At 48.1% G+C, this 18,836-nt stretch carries 17 protein-coding genes and 1 pseudogene; 13 read left to right on the top strand and 5 right to left on the bottom strand.

Annotated features, from left to right (window positions below; genetic code table 11):
* Positions 1 to 83 precede the first annotated feature (83 nt).
* Positions 84 to 3,276, top strand: a pseudogene (gene ccsA / locus QM717_RS15570) (cytochrome c biogenesis protein CcsA).
* Between the two features lie 67 nt (positions 3,277 to 3,343).
* Here ccsA and QM717_RS15575 read toward each other — a convergent pair.
* The 3 genes from QM717_RS15575 to QM717_RS15585 form a co-directional block, all read right to left on the bottom strand.
* Positions 3,344 to 3,763, bottom strand: a complete 420-nt coding sequence (locus QM717_RS15575; RefSeq protein WP_415038811.1) for a TolB family protein — start codon at positions 3,761 to 3,763, stop codon at positions 3,344 to 3,346.
* Between the two features lie 104 nt (positions 3,764 to 3,867).
* Positions 3,868 to 4,668, bottom strand: a complete 801-nt coding sequence (locus QM717_RS15580; protein WP_415038813.1) for an anti-sigma factor domain-containing protein — start codon at positions 4,666 to 4,668, stop codon at positions 3,868 to 3,870.
* Positions 4,668 to 5,198, bottom strand: coding sequence for an RNA polymerase sigma factor (locus QM717_RS15585; protein ID WP_415038815.1), 531 nt, complete (start codon positions 5,196 to 5,198; stop codon positions 4,668 to 4,670). Before QM717_RS15585 ends, QM717_RS15580 begins: the two co-directional genes overlap by 1 nt.
* A gap of 352 nt (positions 5,199 to 5,550) precedes the next feature.
* On the opposite strand from QM717_RS15585, the gene QM717_RS15590 reads away from it, so the two are divergent.
* On the top strand, positions 5,551 to 6,174 hold the full coding sequence (locus QM717_RS15590) for a glutathione peroxidase (protein WP_415038817.1): 624 nt from the start codon (positions 5,551 to 5,553) through the stop codon (positions 6,172 to 6,174).
* Positions 6,174 to 6,470: a hypothetical protein gene (locus QM717_RS15595; protein WP_415038819.1), complete on the top strand. Its 297-nt coding sequence runs from the start codon at positions 6,174 to 6,176 to the stop codon at positions 6,468 to 6,470. The genes QM717_RS15590 and QM717_RS15595 overlap by 1 nt, the downstream gene beginning before the upstream one ends.
* A gap of 26 nt (positions 6,471 to 6,496) precedes the next feature.
* On the opposite strand, the gene QM717_RS15600 is transcribed toward QM717_RS15595, so the two are convergent.
* Entirely contained in the window at positions 6,497 to 6,994 is a 498-nt protein-coding gene (locus QM717_RS15600; protein WP_415038821.1) for a GNAT family N-acetyltransferase, read from the bottom strand.
* 85 nt (positions 6,995 to 7,079) lie between these two features.
* On the opposite strand from QM717_RS15600, the gene menD reads away from it, so the two are divergent.
* The 3 genes from menD to ygiD all read left to right on the top strand — a co-directional run bounded on the left by menD (position 7,080) and on the right by ygiD (position 10,565).
* A complete protein-coding gene (menD, locus tag QM717_RS15605; protein WP_415038823.1) occupies positions 7,080 to 8,741 on the top strand; it encodes a 2-succinyl-5-enolpyruvyl-6-hydroxy-3-cyclohexene-1-carboxylic-acid synthase in 1,662 nt (553 codons plus the stop codon).
* Between the two features lie 30 nt (positions 8,742 to 8,771).
* Positions 8,772 to 9,608 (top strand): S1 RNA-binding domain-containing protein, encoded by an 837-nt coding sequence (locus QM717_RS15610; RefSeq protein WP_415038825.1) that lies wholly within the window; start codon positions 8,772 to 8,774, stop codon positions 9,606 to 9,608.
* 123 nt (positions 9,609 to 9,731) lie between these two features.
* Positions 9,732 to 10,565 (top strand): 4,5-DOPA dioxygenase extradiol, encoded by an 834-nt coding sequence (ygiD, locus tag QM717_RS15615; RefSeq protein ID WP_415040148.1) that lies wholly within the window; start codon positions 9,732 to 9,734, stop codon positions 10,563 to 10,565.
* Between the two features lie 69 nt (positions 10,566 to 10,634).
* On the opposite strand, the gene QM717_RS15620 is transcribed toward ygiD, so the two are convergent.
* Complete coding sequence (locus QM717_RS15620; RefSeq protein WP_415038827.1) at positions 10,635 to 11,750, bottom strand: C1 family peptidase; 1,116 nt, start codon at positions 11,748 to 11,750, stop codon at positions 10,635 to 10,637.
* Positions 11,751 to 11,798: 48 nt separating this feature from the next.
* Between QM717_RS15620 and QM717_RS15625 the strand changes: the two genes are divergently transcribed.
* The 7 genes from QM717_RS15625 (at position 11,799) to QM717_RS15655 (ending at position 18,835) form a co-directional block, all read left to right on the top strand.
* The gene (locus QM717_RS15625; protein ID WP_415038829.1) at positions 11,799 to 12,638 is read left to right on the top strand and encodes a 1,4-dihydroxy-2-naphthoyl-CoA synthase; all 840 of its coding nucleotides are present in this window, start codon (positions 11,799 to 11,801) and stop codon (positions 12,636 to 12,638) included.
* A 15-nt stretch (positions 12,639 to 12,653) separates the two neighbouring features.
* The gene (locus tag QM717_RS15630) at positions 12,654 to 13,169 is read left to right on the top strand and encodes a PH domain-containing protein (protein ID WP_415038831.1); all 516 of its coding nucleotides are present in this window, start codon (positions 12,654 to 12,656) and stop codon (positions 13,167 to 13,169) included.
* A complete protein-coding gene (locus QM717_RS15635; protein WP_415038833.1) occupies positions 13,170 to 14,663 on the top strand; it encodes a PH domain-containing protein in 1,494 nt (497 codons plus the stop codon).
* Positions 14,664 to 14,783: 120 nt separating this feature from the next.
* Positions 14,784 to 15,758 carry a 1,4-dihydroxy-2-naphthoate octaprenyltransferase gene (menA, locus tag QM717_RS15640; protein ID WP_415038835.1) on the top strand — a complete coding sequence of 325 codons (975 nt, stop codon included), beginning with the start codon at positions 14,784 to 14,786 and terminating at the stop codon, positions 15,756 to 15,758.
* A gap of 6 nt (positions 15,759 to 15,764) precedes the next feature.
* Positions 15,765 to 16,442 (top strand): metal-dependent hydrolase, encoded by a 678-nt coding sequence (locus QM717_RS15645; RefSeq protein ID WP_415038837.1) that lies wholly within the window; start codon positions 15,765 to 15,767, stop codon positions 16,440 to 16,442.
* Between the two features lie 143 nt (positions 16,443 to 16,585).
* The gene (locus tag QM717_RS15650; RefSeq protein ID WP_415038838.1) at positions 16,586 to 17,785 is read left to right on the top strand and encodes a tetratricopeptide repeat protein; all 1,200 of its coding nucleotides are present in this window, start codon (positions 16,586 to 16,588) and stop codon (positions 17,783 to 17,785) included.
* 6 nt (positions 17,786 to 17,791) lie between these two features.
* Positions 17,792 to 18,835, top strand: a complete 1,044-nt coding sequence (locus QM717_RS15655) for an o-succinylbenzoate synthase (RefSeq protein ID WP_415038839.1) — start codon at positions 17,792 to 17,794, stop codon at positions 18,833 to 18,835.
* The last annotated feature ends 1 nt before the right edge of the window (position 18,836 follow it).

An 18,836-nucleotide genomic window follows, 5' to 3' on the forward strand; every position in this document is an offset into this window, starting at 1 on the left:
ATTAAATACTGCCACCAAAAAATGCTCCGATTACATTTTTACTTACTTTTGTACGACTTTTTTAAATACCTAATTCCAACCTCATGGAAAAGAAAATAGCTTCCTTTTTATTTTCAACAAGATTAATGGCCGTTTTATTTCTCGTATTTGCAATCGCAATGGCCGCCGGGACTTTTATCGAAAGCGAATACAATACCGATACTGCGCGAATTTTAATTTACAACACCAAATGGTTCGAGGCGATCATGCTGTTTTTTATGATCAATTTCTTCGGGAACATCAAGCGTTACCAACTGTGGAGAAAGGAAAAATGGGCCACCCTGAGTTTGCACCTTGCCTTCATTTTCATCATTGCCGGTGCGTTTATCACACGCTACATCAGCTACGAGGGCATGATGCCCATCCGCGAAGGGGCCGCGGCCAACCAAATCTATTCCGACAAGACCTACATGACCGTATTCGTCGATGGCGATTACAAAGGGGCGATGAAACGCCGCGTCTTCGAAAAACCATTGTTGTTTTCGCCGGTCACCGATAACGACTTTACCATTTCGGAAGAATTCGCCGACATCCCATTCGAAATCAACTACAAGAATTACATCATGGGCGCGACCGAAACCGTCGAGCCCAAGGAAAATGGAACGCTGTACCTTAAAATGGTCGAGTCGGGTGGCGGCACACGGCACGAGCATTACCTCAAAGATGGCGAAGTGGCCAACATCCACAACGTGCTTTTTGCCTTGAATAAATTCACCCAGGGCGCCGTCAACATCAATACTACTGGCGGTGCGTATACGATCCAGTCGCCATTCGAGGGACAGTTCATGCGCATGGCCGACAAGTTCCAGGGCATGGTCACCAAAGATTCCATCCAGCCGCTCATGATGCGCTCGTTGTACAATCTGGGCGGGGCGCAGTTTGTATTCCCGGAACCGGCCGTCAAAGGGGTAAAGGCATTCAAATCTAATAATGATTTCAAGGCCAAAACCCATGACGATGCGGTGACGATGACCATCAAAACGCAAGGACAGGAACGCGAAATTACGGTCGTTGGTTCCAAGGGCAAACAGGGCGAACCGCAAAATTTCAAGATCGGCAAGCTCGATTTTACGGTGTTTTTTGGCAGTAAGGTGTATATGCTGCCGTTCCAGATCCAACTCAACGATTTCATCGCCGACAAATATCCGGGTACCGAAAAAAGCTATTCCGCGTTCGAGAGCCGTGTGACCGTGCTCGATCCCGAAAAGAAATTCGACGCGCGCATTTACATGAACCACGTCCTCGACCACAAAGGCTTCCGTTTTTTCCAGGCATCATTCGACCCTGATGAAAAGGGAACCGTACTTTCGGTGAACCACGACGAATGGGGAACGAATATTACGTATTTGGGTTATTTCATCTTGTTCTTTGCGATGCTCGCGATTTTGTGGGACAAACACACACGTTTCGCCGATTTGCGCCGCAAACTCGACACCGTCAAGAAGAAGAAAGCCAAATTATTGACCGTATTGTTGTTGTTTTTGAGTTTCGGGACTTTTGCCCAGGAGCACCAGCACGACCACAATGATCCGAACCACAACCACAATCACACTGCCGATACGAAGAACAAGCCGATTTCAGGAAAAGAAATCGATTCGTTGCTCGATAAATTCAAGGTTTCGGAAGCGCATGCCGCCAAGTTTGGGCGACTCATCATCCAGGACGAGGGCGGAAGGATGAAGCCGATCAATACATTTTCATCGGAGTTGTTGCGCAAGGTCAGCAAGAGCGATACGTACAACGGTATGAACTCCGATCAGGTGTTCCTGTCGATGACGCAATTCCGCGAAGCCTGGTTCGAAGTGCCGCTGATTTACCTCAAATCGGGCAACGACAGCATCCGTAAACTGATCGGTATCGGTCCGAAAGACAAATATGCGCCGTTCATCAAATTCTTCGACGAAAAAGGCAACTACAAATTGTCGCCTTACCTTGACGAAGCCTACAAGGCCGCGGTTCCCGACCAATTCCAGAAAGATTTCATCGAAGCCGACCGCAAGGTAAATCTATTGAATTCGGCCCTGAGCGGCAGCATCCTCAAGATTTTTCCGATCCCGAACGACCCGAACAATAAATGGGTGTCGCACCTCGAATTGAGCCATGCCGGACTCAAGGGCATCGACTCGACTTTCACGCAACAGATTTTACCGATTTACCTTACCGCGGCGCGCAATGCGACCCTGAACGGCAATTACAAGGAAGCCGATTTTTACCTGAACGGCATCAGCAAATACCAGCACCGATACGGCGCGAAAGTCATGCCGAGCGACGACCGCATCAGTTCGGAGATCCTGTACAATAAATATGATATTTTCAAGAAACTGTACTACTGGTACATGCTTTCGGGTGTGTTGATGTTGCTGTTTACGATTATCAATATTTTCTTTCGAGAAGAAAGCGATCCGTTACATCATCAATGGTTTCCATTATCTGATCGGTGCCTTTTTCCTGTTGCATACGGCCGGTTTGGTTGCGCGTTGGTACATTTCGGGCCACGCACCTTGGAGCGACGCCTATGAATCGATGATTTATGTGGCTTGGGCGACGATGCTGTTCACGCTCATTTTCTCGCGCAAATCCAAACTGACGATCGCCTCGGGGACTTTCGTGGCCTCGATGATCCTGATGATCGCGCACTGGAACTGGATGGATCCTTCGATTGCGAACCTGCAACCCGTACTCAATTCGTACTGGCTCATGATCCACGTCGCGGTGATCGTGGCGAGTTACGGTCCGTTTACGCTCGGGATGGTGCTCGGCGTGGTGTCGTTGCTCCTGATGTTGTTTGGCAACGAGAAGAACAAGGTCAAGATGAACCTCAATATCAAGGAAATTACCTATATCAACGAAATGGCGCTGACGATCGGCTTGGTCATGCTCACGATCGGGAACTTCCTCGGCGGGCAATGGGCCAACGAAAGCTGGGGACGCTACTGGGGCTGGGACCCGAAAGAAACCTGGGCGCTCATTTCGATCATGATTTACGCTTTTGTGATCCACGCGCGTTTCGTGCCGGCCTTGCGCGGCAAGTGGATCTTCAACCTGATGAGCATCATCGCGTTCTATTCGATCATGATGACCTATTTCGGGGTCAATTTCTACCTGACCGGATTGCATTCGTATGCGAGCGGCGATAAGGTCGTGACGCCTTCGTTCGTGTATTGGTCGGTGGCGATTGTGGCCGTGCTCGGATTTTTCTCGTATTTCAAGTACCGGAAATTTTTCAGGAAAGGGTAATTTCCAAAGCGATAAAATAAAAAAAGCCGGTTCATTGCGACCGGCTTTTTTTATTTTCAAAATACAATCAATTGGTATTGCCGAGCGAATAATTGGCGTTGTCTGGCGCTACAATTTCCTGAATATTAGAACCGTCGATGTCACACGAATAAATCGCATTGGTCGTTGCGGTGTAAACCACAAAAAAGACTTTCTGTCCGTCCTGTGACAATCTCGGATTCGCATCACCATTGGAAGTGTTGAATTGAATTCCGGCCGGAAGTGTAATCGGGATTTGCGTTTGGTTGCTGCCGTCGCTGTCACATGTCCAAATCGATTGGCCCGACGTATCCCATTTCACATAAATCAATTTATTGGTCGCCTGTGGCAAAGCCTGTGGTGAATTGGTTGCGTTGGTATCATCCGAATTGGAACAACTGATTTGGAACAACACGCCGGCAACGGCAAATACGATTACATAGCAACTGGTTTTGAGAAAGTTTTTCATAGCGATAAGATTTAAAGTTTTGTTTTGCAAGTCTAACTTATGCTTTTTATTTGAATTCTAGATGTTTGGCCATAAAAAAAGTCCAGTATTGCTACTGAACTCTTTCATATAGTTAAGTCGGATTTATACTTTTCCCAAAGTGTACAATTGTTCCATCGTAGGCGATGCACTTCCGCCGGCCGGTTCGAGCGTGATTCCGAAACCTTCAGCCGCAGCGGCTTTGTCCACGGTAAAACTCTTTGGCCGTCTGCCGCGAAATTTTCCAAAAGCCCGATGCTCGTCGGCGTGAGCGGATTGAGTTTCAAAGCCCAGATCTGATAGACCTTTCCCTGAGGCGGATCAGGCAAACCTTTGGCGTCCACATACACGACTTGCGTCGCCTTGTTGTAATAGACTTTGGCATACGATTGCGGCGAAACGGCCTGTCCGCCCAAAGTGATGATCGAAGTATTTTTGTCGCGTACCAATGCCAAAGCGTCTTCGCTCTGCTTGGTCTTGATCTCGGCAGAAACGAGCGCTTCCTGCAATTTGGTTTTCTCGATTTCGGCAACGGCGACTTTTTCACCCGCTTCGCTCAAGCGTACGTATTGCACGCCAATTGCCGCAAGTAGCAACACCGCGGCGGCCCAACCGATGTATTTCGGGAAGTACGAACGCGTGCGGATGTTGACCACGCCGTATTTGATTTCGAGCCGCTGTCTGATCTTGTCGAAGTTTTCCGCCGAAAGCAGCGGGGAAAAACTCGTCGAAAGATCGATGATCGCCCGCTCAATCGAAATGATTTCGTTGTTGATTTCGGGAAATTGTTTGGCCATGTCGTTGACCTCGCGGTTGCCGTTCTCGTCGAGCAACCCGTAAACGTACAATTCCAAAATCCCTGTATCGATGTAGCCTTGAATATCCATTATACCTGTAAAAAGTTTCTTAAATCATTGATGCAATTGCGGTTCTGTGTTTTGACGGTGCCCAGCGGAATGCCCAGTTCTTCCGATGCTTCCTGTTGGGTGAAACCTTTAAAGAACAGCAGGTCGATGATTTGTATGCATTTGGGTTTCAGTTTCTTGACAAATTCACGGATGCCGATCGTATCGATGCGGTTCATGAGCTTGTTGCTGTCGTCGAGCAGATGTACGAAATTATCCGAGGACAGGTTTTTGCGGCTGTTGTTAAAACCTTTGGAACGCAGCTTGTCGATGGCCGTGTTTCGGGCGATGTTGAGGATCCAGGTGTAGAATCGGCCTTTGCTTTCGTTGTAAGTGTCGATGTTTTTCCAGATTTTGACGAAAGATTCCTGCAAGACGTCCTCGGCTTCCTCGCGGTCCTTGATCAGGTTGCAGATGACGGCGAACAGGCTTTTGGCATACATGTCGTACATCAGCGTAAAGCCGCGGTCTTCTTTTCGCAAGACAATGGGGAGTAATTCTTCTTGTGTCATGTGTGATTGTTTTAGTCAAATCTAGGCATTCTTTTTTACAAATAAACGACGGAACGTTTTATAATTCAAAGTTTTGCAGGTTCCAAAAACCAAAAACCGGATTTTGTCGTATGTGCTAAAAACACCGTTTTTAGTGCTGGAAAAACCTCCTGTTTTTGGCCGAGAAATGCTCCCAAAATTTTCAAGGCCAATTGCGGGAAAACGGAAGCGGGAAATTTTGGTTAGAGGATTTCCCGTTTCCGGATGGCCCGACGCTGTAAAAGGCATCGGGCTTTTTATTTTCTGAAAAAAATGGGGTTCAAATGGAACTTGCCGGCGGTTTTTATTTAATTTTATAAAAATTTACATCGAAATGAAAAACTTCCTGTACATCGCCTGTGGCACTTTTCTACTGATGAGCTGCCACAACCAGGCACAAAACAAAAAATCCAGCACAACCAGCCAACCGGCCTCGCAAATGTCGACTACGGTTGAAACACAGAACGAAAAAATGAAAGACCAAACGATTTACCAATTCAAAGTCGAAGATTTGTCGGGCAAGGAATTCGATTTCGCTTCGCTCAGGGGCAGAAAGATCATGATTGTCAACACGGCATCGAAATGCGGGCTCACGCCACAGTACAAGCAACTCGAGGAGCTTTATGAAAAATACAAGGACCAGAAATTCATCATCATCGGTTTCCCTGCCAATAATTTTGGGCAGCAGGAACCGGGAACCAATGCCGAAATCGGCGAATTCTGTCAAAGGAATTACGGCGTGACTTTCCCGATGATGGCCAAAATATCGGTCAAGGGCAACGACATGGCCGAGATCTACCAATTTTTGACGCAAAAGCGCAGGAATGCTTTGCAGGATTCAGAAGTACAGTGGAATTTCCAGAAGTACCTGATCAATGAAAACGGAGAACTTGCCAAGGTGGTTTCGCCCGAAACCTTGCCAACCGATGATTCCATCGTTTCGTGGATCAAATCGTAATGGGGAAGAAGAAAAATTTCCCGCACATATTGAATGCCTCGTCAACGCTGCTTGGGCTTTGCTTTGTGGTGTTGACGTCGCTTAAACTCGGGGACAACCACGAAACGTCGCGAATCGATGAATTTACCGCAATCGCGATCCTGATGTTCATGACCAGCAGCATTTTGTCTTATCTGTCGATGCGCAGCGAAAGATTGGCGGCACGTTACGAACGCAAGGCCGACATCACTTTTCTTTCCGGATTGATTGTCCTGTTCATCACGACACTGCTCATTACCTTGAATGTAATCAAATAACGGGATTTCGAAAGATTTCCCGTTTTTTATTTCAGGATCAATTGCATGAACAACAAATCGAGCCATTTGCCGAATTTGAAACCGGCCTGTTTGATCACACCACATTCTTCAAAACCGAATTTTTTATGGAAGGCAATGCTGTCGGCGTTGTCGGCGTCGATCGCACCGATCATGACATGGTAGTTTTGCGCGCGCGCCAGCCGGATCAATTCGGTAAGGAGCAATTTGCCGATGCCTTTGCCGAAATGGTTGTCGGCCACATACACCGAATGCTCGACCGTGTATTGGTACCCGATTTTTTCGCGAAACGTCCCATAGGCGCCATAACCGATGACCTGGTTTTCGAACTCGGCCACGATGACCGGAAAATTGTGCTGTTGCTTGTCCTTGAACCATTGCAATTGGGTTTCGAGCGTTTGCGGTTCGTAGTTGTAATTGGCGGTCGTATGCAAAATGGCATGGTTGACAATATCGAGGATGCTTGGCACATCGGCAATCACGGCCGGGCGGATGATTATTTCCATGGGAATTGTTCAAGTTTGTCCAAAAGTAGTTAAATTTGTTCGCCTCAAAAAATCAACGATTCTTGAATTTGAAGCAACAGCATACATGATCTACCCGAAAATTCCACTAGCCCAAAGCATCATCCAGATTTGCATGGCCAAGGGCGTCAACCACATCGTCATATCGCCAGGTTCGAGGAATGCGCCGCTGACCATCGGTTTTGCGAGCAATCCCAATTTCAAATGTTACAGCATCGCCGATGAACGTTGCGCGGGTTTCTTCGCGCTCGGCATCGCCCAGCAGATCAACAAGCCCGTGGCTTTGGTCTGCACTTCGGGTTCGGCCTTGCTCAATTATTATCCGGCCGTGGCCGAGGCTTTTTACAGCCAGATTCCACTGATAGTGATTTCGGCCGATCGTCCATTGGAAAAAATCGACATCGGTGACGGGCAAACCATCCGCCAGCGCGATGTATTCGACAACCATTCGTTGTTCAACGCGAACCTGACCGAGGAAGCTTCCGAATACAACGACCACCTGATCAACGAGGCGATCAATAAAGCGTATACCAAAAAAGGTCCGGCGCACATCAACGTTCCGTTTGAGGAGCCGTTGTATGAAACGGTCAAGAAGCAGGTCGTCGACCCGACGATTTCGGCTTTTGCCAAATTCTACAAGAACATTTCGATCGAGGACATCATCGCCTCGACCAACATCTGGAATTCGGCCAAGAAGAAACTCATTCTTGTGGGCGTCAACGAACCCAATGAAATCGATGAGGAAATCCTGAATAAACTCGCTTCCGATCCGTCGGTGATGGTCATGACCGAGACGACCTCGAATTTGCACCACCCGACGTTCCTGGGTAACATCGATACGATCATTACGCCGTTCAAGGAAAAAGAATTCAAGCAATTCCAGCCCGAAATCCTGATTACTTTTGGCGGATTGATTGTCTCCAAAAGGATCAAGGCGTTTTTGAGAATGTACCGTCCGGAGCACCATTGGCACATCGATCCGTTGCGCGCGTACAATACGTTTGGCAGCCTGGCACATCATTTCGAGACCAACCCGAACGATTTCTTTGCGCAGATTTTGCCGTTTACCAAAACCGTCAAAAGCGATTATTTCAAGCTCGGGCAGACGGTCAAGAAGAAACGCGAGGCTTTGCATGATAAATATTTGGCAAAAATTCCGTTTTCCGATTTGAAGGCGTTTGGTGCCATCATCCCGGCGCTTCCACAAAATTCGATGCTGCAGGTGAGCAACAGCGCAGCGATCCGTTACGCACAGTTGTTTGACATTGATGCGTCGGTTTCGGTCTATTGCAACCGAGGTACGAGCGGGATTGACGGCAGTACGTCTACGGCCATCGGTGCGGCTTCGGCTTCGGACAGGCCAACGACCTTGATCACGGGCGATATCGGATTTCTGTACGACAGCAACGCGCTCTGGAACAATTACATCCCGAAGAATTTCAAGATCATCGTCGTCAACAATGGCGGCGGCGGTATTTTCAGGATTTTGCCGGGCCATCAGGAAAGCAAGATTTTCAATACGTATTTCGAGACTTCGCACCAATTGACCGCCGAGCATCTGGCCAAAATGTTCCAGCTCGATTACTTCACCGCCACCGATGAGCAGTCGTTGGCATTGGGGTTGAAATCGCTGTACGCCAAAAATACAAAGCCTTGCATTTTGGAAGTTTTCACACCCGAAAAGGAAAATGATTCCATCCTAAAAGATTATTTCAAGGCGTTGGCTTAAAACCTTTTTCAAGTTTGTACCTTTGCGGCTATGATTGAAATCGGAAAATACAACACACTCGAAATACTGCGCCAAACCAAAGTCGGTTTGTTCCTCGGCAACGGCAATGAAGCCGAAGACATTTTATTGCCCATCAAATATGTTCCCAAAAAATTTGAAATAGGCGATGAGTTGACCGTTTTTGTTTACCTCGACCACGAAGAACGGCCCGTCGCCACAACGTTGAAGCCGTACATCCAACTCAACGAGTTTGCTTTGCTGCGCGTGAATTACACCAACCGTGTCGGTGCATTCATGGATTGGGGACTCGAAAAGGACATCCTGGTCCCGTTCAAGGAGCAGGCGCGTGAGATGGAAAAAGGCAAGCGTTACCTTGTGTACCTGTATCTCGATGAAAAAACCAACCGACTGGTCGCATCGAGCAAAACCAATCAATTTTTAGACAATGAAACCCTAACCGTCGAGAAAGGCGAGGAGGTCGACCTGATCGTGTCGCACATCACTGAGTTGGGCATCAATGTCATCATCAACGGCCAGCACAAAGGATTGCTGTATAAGGATGAAGTGTATGACGATTCGATCCGTACCGGCGACAAACTGCGCGGTTTCATCAAGAACATCCGTCCCGATCACAAGATCGATGTGTCGCTGCAAAAGCAAGGCTACGAAAACGTAGAGCCCAACGCCGACAAGATTTTACTCGAACTCAAGGCCAATCGTGGTTTCCTGCGGCTCAATGACGATTCGCACCCCGAAGACATCAAGGCAGTTTTGCAGATGAGCAAGAAAACGTTCAAGAAAGCCATCGGTGCGTTGTACAAGGAGCGGCTGATTGAAATCAAGGACGACGGCATCCATCTGTTGTAAACCAGTCTGTTAATTTTGCGGTAAATCAATCCGATTTCTAAAATAGAGTTGTACATTTGTATATACAAATATTGTATTTTGGAACGGAAAGATTTCATCAAAACCATTACAGGAGGAATAGTCATGGCATCATTGCAACCTTTTTACAACTGGACCCAATCGTTGGGCGAGGAGGATCTCACGCACCCGGTGTTGTTTATCGGGCACGGATCGCCGATGAACGCGATCGAGGACAACGAATTTTCCCAAACCTGGGCCAGATTCGGGAAAGAAATCCCAAAACCCAAAGCCGTGTTGGTCATTTCGGCGCACTGGCTGACCCGGGGATCGCACATCACCGCGATGGACTTTCCAAAAACCATCCACGATTTCGGCGGTTTTCCACAGGAATTGTTCAATGTGCAATATCCGGCGCCGGGCAGCCCGTCTTTGGCGGTCGAAACCTCAAAATTGATTACTTCGACTAGTGTCGGTCTCGACCACGACTGGGGCTTGGATCACGGTACCTGGAGCGTGGTCAGGCACATGTACCCCAATGCCGATATTCCGGTGCTGCAATTCAGTATCGATTACAACAAACCACCCGAATACCATTACGAACTCGCCAAGCAATTGAAAGCATTGCGCAAGAAGGGCGTACTCATCATCGGCAGCGGCAATATGGTGCACAACCTGCGCATGGTGGCCTGGGACAAACTAGGCGAGGCTGAATATGGTTTCGATTGGGCCATTGAGATGAATCAGGTGTTCAAGGAGAAAATCGGCAACCACGACTTCAAGGCGCTGATCGATTACGAAAAGCTCAACAAGGCGGCAAGGCTAGCTATTCCAACCCCCGATCATTATTATCCGTTGTTGTATACCCTGGCGTTGCGGGATTCCAAAGACGACATCGGTTTTTTCAACGACAAACCCGTGGGCGGCTCATTGACGATGACTTCGGTGAAATGGGACTAAAAAAATAGCCACGAATACACGAATTTGACTTTTAATTCGTGTATTCGTGGCCAATAATAGTTTTGGCAATTAAACGCCGAGTGATTTCTTGGTTTTCGCCGCCAGGGCATCTTTGTGTACCAGTACCGAGATGGCCTTGAGCCTCATGTAGGCGGCGCTCACATAGACGTAACCGCCATTGGCCACACGCGCATTGTCGCTTCCCCAAGAGTTTTTGACCTTGTAGTAGATATTGCCTTTTTGATCCTTGAGCTTGCCCACGATGTGCATCAAATGGTCGTCGGTGGTGTTGAAGTTTTCGAATTCCTGCTGGCGCAACTCCTGCGTGACATTCTTTTCGGGTTTGATTTCGGTTAAGCTGGCGATGGCATCGGCATCGTTGGCCGGAATGATCGCTACGCCGTTTTTAGGGGAGAAGGTCTTTTCGCTCACATCGGCGTCGAGTGCCAACGTGTAACCTTTGTCCAAGGCATTGTCAATGTTCTGCATGAATTCGTCGAGCGGCATGTTGTAGAAATTTCCATAGGAGAAATTGTCCGGGATGTCAAGGATGAACGACTTGTAAAACGGCACGTGTGTGAAAGATGTAATCGTCACATAATCATTAAGATTGAGCTTGGTCATCTCAAGAAAACTTTTCGGGGTGTATTTTTTGCCTTCGAAAGTGAATTCGTTGATGTCCTTGCCCATGTAACTGTCGAGAATGTTATTGACTTTGGCCTGCCATTCGGGATCCGGTTTTTTCGACGGATCGGCATTGGCTTTGAGCAAAGCTTCCAATTCCTCGACCATTTTGGTGTGGTCGTATTTCGTTTGGTCATTGACCAGGCCGGTAAACGCGCTTTGCGGGACCAGTCCAAAATCGCGCGCGCTGTTGATGACATCATGGTTGAGTCCGCCTTCGCCAAATTGGGCCTTGCCTTGCCGCATCACAAAATTCCACGCTTTTTTAGGGTAGGTGTGGCGCACGTTGAACATTTCGGAAAGATCGATCGATTTGCCTGTCGTGCGGATGATTTCGGCTTCTAAAAAAGAGGTCGACGAAAAACTCCAGCAAGTTCCTGTTTGTCCCTGCGAAACCACCGGCGTGCAAGAGATGTCCTTAACGGTCTGGAATTCATATTTTTGGCTGTAGGCAGAGAAAGCCAAGGCGAACAGGCTAATATTCAACAAGGTTTGTTTCATGTAAATATTGATTTAAATGTATTATTTTTACGCTAAAATAGCACAAATATGGCTCAAATAAACTGGAAGACTGTTAAAGATTTCGAAGACATTACCTATAAAAAGTGTGACGGCGTGGCACGTATCGCGTTCAACCGTCCGGATGTGCGCAATGCGTTCCGTCCAAAAACCACCAGCGAATTGTATCAGGCTTTTTATGATGCACAGGAAGACACCTCGATTGGCGTGGTGTTGCTTTCTGCCGAAGGGCCATCGTCCAAAGACGGCATCTGGTCGTTCTGCAGCGGCGGGGACCAACGTGCACGCGGCCATCAAGGTTACGTAGGCGACGACGGTATGCATCGTTTAAACATTCTCGAGGTGCAAAGGCTGATTCGTTTCATGCCCAAAGCGGTCATCGCGGTCGTTCCGGGCTGGGCGGTAGGCGGCGGACACAGCCTGCATGTGGTCTGCGATTTGACGCTGGCCAGTAAAGAACACGCCATCTTCAAGCAAACCGATGCCGATGTGACGAGTTTCGACGGCGGTTACGGCTCGGCTTATCTGGCCAAAATGGTCGGGCAGAAGAAAGCGCGTGAAATCTTTTTCCTCGGGCGCAATTACTCGGCGCAGGAAGCCTTCGAAATGGGCATGGTCAACGCCGTGATCCCGCACGATGAGCTTGAAGATACTGCCTTTCAATGGGCGCAGGAAATCCTGGCCAAGTCGCCTACCTCCATCAAGATGCTCAAATTCGCGATGAACCTCACCGACGACGGCATGGTCGGGCAGCAGGTTTTTGCAGGCGAAGCCACGCGTCTGGCCTATATGACCGACGAGGCCATCGAAGGACGCAATGCCTTTCTCGAAAAGCGCAAACCGAACTTTGAAAAGAAATGGATTCCGTAACCCATCCAAAAACCAATGGAAAATTTTACGAACGAAACGATCGATACTGCCCAGTTGCCGAGATTTGAAGAAGTCGCGATGACGGCACTGCACCGCGATTATTGGAAAGTGGTGCTGCTGACCTGGCTGATTATTTTTGGCGTTATCGCAATCGGCTTGGTGGCTGCGGTTGCTTTTATCGAAGAATTCCAGACGATAGGAGCCACCTTGTTGGTTCCGTTATTGGCCCTAATCGGGTTGTGTTTGTTTTTTGCCCGCATTTCTTTCCGCAAGAAAGCATTTGCCTTCCGCAACCACGATGTGCTTTTCCGGCATGGGATTATCGCCACGACAACCATCGTCATTCCTTACAACAGGGTGCAGCATGTCGCCTTGCACGAAGGTTTTATTTCGCGTTTCTTCGGATTGGCGACCATCGAAATCTTCACGGCCGGAGGCAGTTCGAGTGACATCGAAATCCCGGGGATCGAAAAGGAGCAGGCCGAGAACATCAAGCAATTGCTCATGGGTAAAATCCAAAAAGAGCTGTAAATGGAAAACCAGTTCAATGTGCCGCAACGGCAATCGGCTGTCGGAATCATTGTCATGTTTTTTGACACGGTGCAGCAGTATGCGCGCGCGCTGTGGCCCATTTTTGTGGTATGGATTTTCAAGTTCAATGAAATCAATAAGCTTTGGCTTTTGGTTGGGGGATTGTTGTTTTTTGCCGCAATCGGTGTGGTGGCTTACCTGCGTTACCGCAATTTTACTTTTTTTCTCGACCAGGCCAACGGAGAATTTGTCATCACTGAAGGGGTTTTTAGTAAAACGCGCACCACGATCGCGCTGCATAAGATCCAGCAGGTCAATATCAAACAGTCGTTGCTCCAAAGGATTATCGGCATCCATGCGCTTGATGTGGATACGGCGGGCAGCAAAGAAAAGGAAGTGTCGATCAAGGCGATTTCGCATGCCTTGGCCATTGCGCTCAAGGCCAAGTTGCTTGAAAACGAAAGGACTTTTGTGGGCCAGGATGCGCTGGTTGAAAATGCCGTATCCGAAGAAAAACCATTCATCAGCATCAGCCTGTTGAGTCTGCTCAAGGTGGGCATTACCTCCAATTACATCCGAAGTCTGGGATTGTTGCTGGCTTTTTTTGCGACGCTTTACGACAATATCCTGCGGTTTTCCAACCAAGGCTATCTCGATGAGGATCAATTCAGTTCTTATTTTGACCGAAACGCAATCCTGTCATCGATCGGGATCGTGTTGCTGATTATGTTCGGGTCGATTCTGGTCATCAATATTTTCCGCATCGTCGTGCGTTATTTCGATTATAAAATTGCCAAGCAGAAAGGCTCGTTGCTGTTGTCTTTCGGATTGTTCAATACCAAAAGCACGATCATCAAACCCGAAAAGGTGCAGATTGTCGCCATCACGCGCAATTACTTCCAAAAGAAACTCGACGTGCTCGAACTCAAGATTAAGCAAGCCACGGGCGGCGAGCAGGAGGAGCGCAAACAGGCCATTGAAATTCCGGGCTGCAATGAAAGCGAACGCGATGCGATCCTGAAGCTGCTTTTTGGAAAAATCCCCGAAAAAGGCGTGATGCTCAGGCCCAATTTCCGTAAGCTCGTCTTTTCCATTTTCCTGACAATCGTGTTGCCGCTGGCGCTGTTTTATCTGATCGCGGTCAATGCAGCCGGGAATTTACTGCAATTTGCGTATTTGATTCCGGTCTATATCGGTTTTGCGTTGCTCATTCTTTGTTTCGGATTTAAGAATTACCGATTGTTCATCGGCGACCGTTTCATCATCAAGCAAAGCGGGGCTTGGGACATCACCGATGAAATCATCGAGCCGCAAAAGATACAGGCGCTCACGGTTTCGCAATTGTTCTGGCACAAAAGCGCCGACATCGGCTATTTGACGATCCATACCGCAGGCGGAAATGTCAGTTTCCAGCTCGGTGATTTCACCACCATCAAACAGTACGTCAACCTTTGGCTGTATGAGATGGAAACCTCCGACAGCAATTGGATGTAGCCAAATAATAATTAATAATGGCTAATTAATAATTATTGGAAATGATTTTCGCTGTAAATTTGTAAGGATTGATTGCATCTGCAATTGTTAATTATTAACTGTTAATTATTCATTGATTAAATGAAACACTGGATTGAAGCCGCGCGCGTACGAACCTTACCGCTTTCTGTATCAGGGATTATTTTAGGATGTTTTTATGCGATGTCGCAGGCGCGTCCGAACTGGAAAATATTCACCTTTGCCATTACCACGACTTTGTTGCTGCAGATTCTTTCGAATTTTGCCAACGATTACGGCGACGGCATCAAAGGAACCGACAACCAAGACCGTGTCGGGCCCAAACGCGCCATCCAAAGCGGGGTGATTTCCCCGGCAGCGATGAAACGCGCGATGTTGATTACCTCGATTTTGACGATGATTTCGGCCGTCACGCTGATTTATTTCGCGTTCAAGAAAACCAATTTTGTGTTCTCGTTGTTCTTTTTGACCTTGGGGGCCTTGGCGGTGGCTTCGGCCATCCGTTACACCGTGGGTAATACGGCTTACGGCTACCGCGGCTATGGCGATGTGTTCGTTTTTGTATTCTTCGGATTGGTCAGTACGCTCGGCGTGAGTTTTATGTACCTCAAGGAAATCGACCCGTTGCTGATCCTTCCGGCAGCGGCCATCGGGATGCTCAGCGTGGGCGTGCTCAACCTGAACAACATGCGCGACGAGGCATCGGACCGGAAAGTAGGCAAGAACACCATTGTAGTCAAGATTGGCGGCGCCAAAGCCAAGGTGTATCATTATTTCCTCGTTGGCGGGGCGATGGTGCTCATGCTGTTGTTTGCGTTTCTTTTCGATTGGTACAAAGACAGTTACCCCGAACAGATCAATTTCGACATGTACCTGTTTCTGGTGGCTTACATTCCTTTGGTCAAGCACCTGCGGACGGTCTACAACAACAAGGAACCGCGTCTGCTCGATCCCGAACTCAAGAAATTGGCCATCAGTACTTTCCTGATTTCACTGATTATTTCGCTGTCGCTGATCTATTTCTTTACCGACATCATCGTGCAGATTGTCAACGCCACCATTAACCATTTCAACTAAAACCTTATGAAAATAACTTATTTGGGCCATGCCGCGCTCGGGATAGAGGTCGACGGCAAGTACCTCATCGTCGATCCGTATATTTCCGCCAATCCCAAGGCGGCGCACATCAACATCCAAAATCTAAAAGCCGATTTCATTTTGGTCACGCACGCACACGGCGACCATGTGCTCGACGTCGAGGCCATCGCCAAAAACACCGGCGCGCTCATCGTTTCGAACGCCGAAATCGCCGATTATTACGCCAAGAAAGGATTCAACAGCCACGGCATGAACCACGGCGGCAGTTGGAACTTCGATTTCGGGACCGTCAAATACGTCAATGCGATCCATTCGAGTGCCTTTCCTGACGGGACTTATGGCGGCAATCCCGGTGGTTTCGTACTCGAAAGCGAGCACAAAAACATTTATATCGCGGGCGATACGGCATTGACCTACGACATGAAACTGATTCCGTTGCGCACCACGCTCGATTTGGCCATTTTGCCGATCGGCAGCAATTATACGATGGATGTGGACGACGCGATCACCGCCTCCGATTTTGTCGAGTGCGACAAGATCCTGGGCTACCATTACGATACGTTCGGCTACATCGAGATCGACCATGCCGAGGCCAAGAAAAAGTTTTTCGATGCGGGCAAAGATTTAATGTTGTTGCCCATCGGCGATTCAATCGATTTGTAGAATTTTTAGGAGCTTTTTGCTTCGCCTGTTCGCTCCTTATTTTTAATTTTAGGAGCTCGAGTCCGGCTGTCCGCTTTATCTTTTGCCCTGCGGGACAAAAGGATACCGCTCCCATCCGGGCTAGGGCTTTCCACTTCCAAACCATGACCAAGCTAACATTTACCTTTTTTCTTTCACTGTTCGCGACCATCGTCAGCGCGCAAACCGACGGCTATTGGGACAAAGACCGCGCTACCTCGCGCGAAATCATTGTTCCCGCCGGAAACCGCGTCGTGATCAAGACCGAGGATTTTCCTGTCGGTACGACCGAAGTGGTCTACCGCATCACGATTCTGGACGAAAACCAGCAATTGGCCAACAGTCTCGTGTCGTTGCTCAAGTCGATTCCGGATCCCAGCGGCATTAGCCAGGGCTCGGCGGGTGCTATTTTTATCCTGTCCAAAGTCTCGGGCGACGATAAATGCCGTTACGGGATTTTTACGACCAGCGAAAATGCGCAAAAGTACCGCGAAACGGGCAAGCCGGAAAAAGCGTGCCTGTATCAGGATACGCCGATCAACAAAGAAGTCAAGGTGCTCTCGGCAGAAAAAATGGCTTGCCTGAACCCGGGCTCGACCAATTTGTGGTTTGCGTTCGAGAGCAACAACTGGATATTGAAGCAGAAAATCGTGCTCGAGGTCGTGCCTTGGGTCGACAACAAGATGAGCCGGGGTTGGACTTCCGAAAACAAGAAGTCGGTCATTAGTCTGTGCAAGACTTCCGACCTGGCCAAGCGCATTCCCGATGCCGACGATTTCTGCATCTGCATTCTCGACAAATTCCAGAAGGATTACAAGTTTCCCGAATACAATAAAATGCTCGCCGCCGAAAAAGCCAAGGCATTCAAGGATTACGGCAAAACCTGTCTCAACGAAACCGACGCTTCGGGGGAAATCTACAAGGCCCTGCGTGACCAGGCCGCCGAATTCATCAAGCAGGGGCAGTTTGGCGATGCGATTGCCAAATTGCAGGTCGTCATCAACGAAAACAAGGCCAATGCCGCCGATTACAATGCAATCGGTTACAGCTTCCTGTTGACCAGGCAGTACGAGAAGGCGCTTAAATTCCTCAAGGAAGGCGAAAAACTCGACCCTTCCGAATTGCAGATCAAGCTCAACCTGGCGCATGCGCACCTGCTCAATGGCGATTACAGTACGGCCAAAAAAATCTACAAGAAATACAAGGCGCAAAATGTGACCGATGCGTTGGCATGGAAGGAAAAAGTCAAACTCGACTTCGAGGCGTTTAAGAAAGCCGGCATCGCCTCCGAGGATTTTGAGGCTATTTTGAATTCATTAAAATAAAACAAGTTGAAGGCAACCTACCATCGCTATCTGCTTCAATTCAAGAATCCGTCTGGGACTTCGCGCGGGATATTGACCGAAAAAGAAACCTGGTTCCTGCTGCTCGAAAATGAAGGGAAAACCGGAATAGGCGAGTGCGGGATTTTGCGTGGCCTCAGCGCGGACGACCGGCCCGATTATGAGGCGAAACTGCAATGGGTTTGCGACCATATCCATTTAGGCGAAGAAAAGCTTTGGGAAGCGTTGCTTGAATTCCCGTCGATCCAGTTTGGGGTTGAAATGGCATTCCGTTCTTTGCGGAGCGAAAATCCGTTTGTGTTGTTTCCGTCGAAATTTACAGACGGGCAAAAAAACATTCCGATCAATGGTTTGGTTTGGATGGGAAATGAGGGTTTTATGAAGCAGCAGATAGAACAAAAGATAGCTGAGGGTTTCCATTGTGTTAAACTCAAAATCGGGGCGATTGATTTTGAAAAAGAACTCGATTTATTGCGTTCAATCCGTCAAAACTTCGACGAAAATCAGATTGAAATCCGCGTCGATGCCAACGGTGCTTTTTCTGAAATTGATGCTTTTGATAAAATAAATCAACTATCTGAATTTAAAATACATAGCGTCGAGCAGCCTATACAAAAAAATCAACATGACAGTATGGCAGTTTTGTGTAAAAACCCAAAAATACCCATTGCTTTGGACGAAGAATTGATCGGCGTGTTTTCTTCAAAGGAAAAGGAAGAATTGTTACACAAAATCAAACCGCAATACCTCATTTTAAAGCCCAGTTTTATCGGTGGATTTCGCGGGACATTAGCGTGGATTGCATTGGCCCAAAAATACCAAATTGGTTGGTGGATCACCTCGGCGCTCGAAAGCAATATCGGTTTAAATGCAATCGCCCAATTCACCTTTGGACTGCAAAACCCAATGCCACAGGGATTGGGTACGGGCGGTTTGTATACGAACAATTTTGACGGGCCGCTGGAAGTGCAATCGGGGGAATTGGGTTACAATCCGGATAAAAATTGGGTTGTTGATTTTAATTTCGTTTAAT

Source organism: Flavobacterium sp. (assembly GCF_047602195.1).
GTDB lineage: Bacteria > Bacteroidota > Bacteroidia > Flavobacteriales > Flavobacteriaceae > Flavobacterium.

Coding starts and splice junctions, on each gene's coding strand:
- QM717_RS15630 (WP_415038831.1), top strand. CDS start 12,654: ATGGAAAATTTTACGAACGAAACGATCGATACTGCCCAGTTGCCGAGA.
- QM717_RS15575 (WP_415038811.1), bottom strand. CDS start 3,763: ATGAAAAACTTTCTCAAAACCAGTTGCTATGTAATCGTATTTGCCGTT.
- QM717_RS15650 (WP_415038838.1), top strand. CDS start 16,586: ATGACCAAGCTAACATTTACCTTTTTTCTTTCACTGTTCGCGACCATC.
- QM717_RS15625 (WP_415038829.1), top strand. CDS start 11,799: ATGGCTCAAATAAACTGGAAGACTGTTAAAGATTTCGAAGACATTACC.
- QM717_RS15645 (WP_415038837.1), top strand. CDS start 15,765: ATGAAAATAACTTATTTGGGCCATGCCGCGCTCGGGATAGAGGTCGAC.
- QM717_RS15635 (WP_415038833.1), top strand. CDS start 13,170: ATGGAAAACCAGTTCAATGTGCCGCAACGGCAATCGGCTGTCGGAATC.
- QM717_RS15620 (WP_415038827.1), bottom strand. CDS start 11,750: ATGAAACAAACCTTGTTGAATATTAGCCTGTTCGCCTTGGCTTTCTCT.
- QM717_RS15610 (WP_415038825.1), top strand. CDS start 8,772: ATGATTGAAATCGGAAAATACAACACACTCGAAATACTGCGCCAAACC.
- QM717_RS15585 (WP_415038815.1), bottom strand. CDS start 5,198: ATGACACAAGAAGAATTACTCCCCATTGTCTTGCGAAAAGAAGACCGC.
- QM717_RS15600 (WP_415038821.1), bottom strand. CDS start 6,994: ATGGAAATAATCATCCGCCCGGCCGTGATTGCCGATGTGCCAAGCATC.
- QM717_RS15590 (WP_415038817.1), top strand. CDS start 5,551: ATGAAAAACTTCCTGTACATCGCCTGTGGCACTTTTCTACTGATGAGC.
- menD (WP_415038823.1), top strand. CDS start 7,080: ATGATCTACCCGAAAATTCCACTAGCCCAAAGCATCATCCAGATTTGC.
- menA (WP_415038835.1), top strand. CDS start 14,784: ATGAAACACTGGATTGAAGCCGCGCGCGTACGAACCTTACCGCTTTCT.
- QM717_RS15580 (WP_415038813.1), bottom strand. CDS start 4,668: ATGGATATTCAAGGCTACATCGATACAGGGATTTTGGAATTGTACGTT.
- ygiD (WP_415040148.1), top strand. CDS start 9,732: ATGGCATCATTGCAACCTTTTTACAACTGGACCCAATCGTTGGGCGAG.
- QM717_RS15595 (WP_415038819.1), top strand. CDS start 6,174: ATGGGGAAGAAGAAAAATTTCCCGCACATATTGAATGCCTCGTCAACG.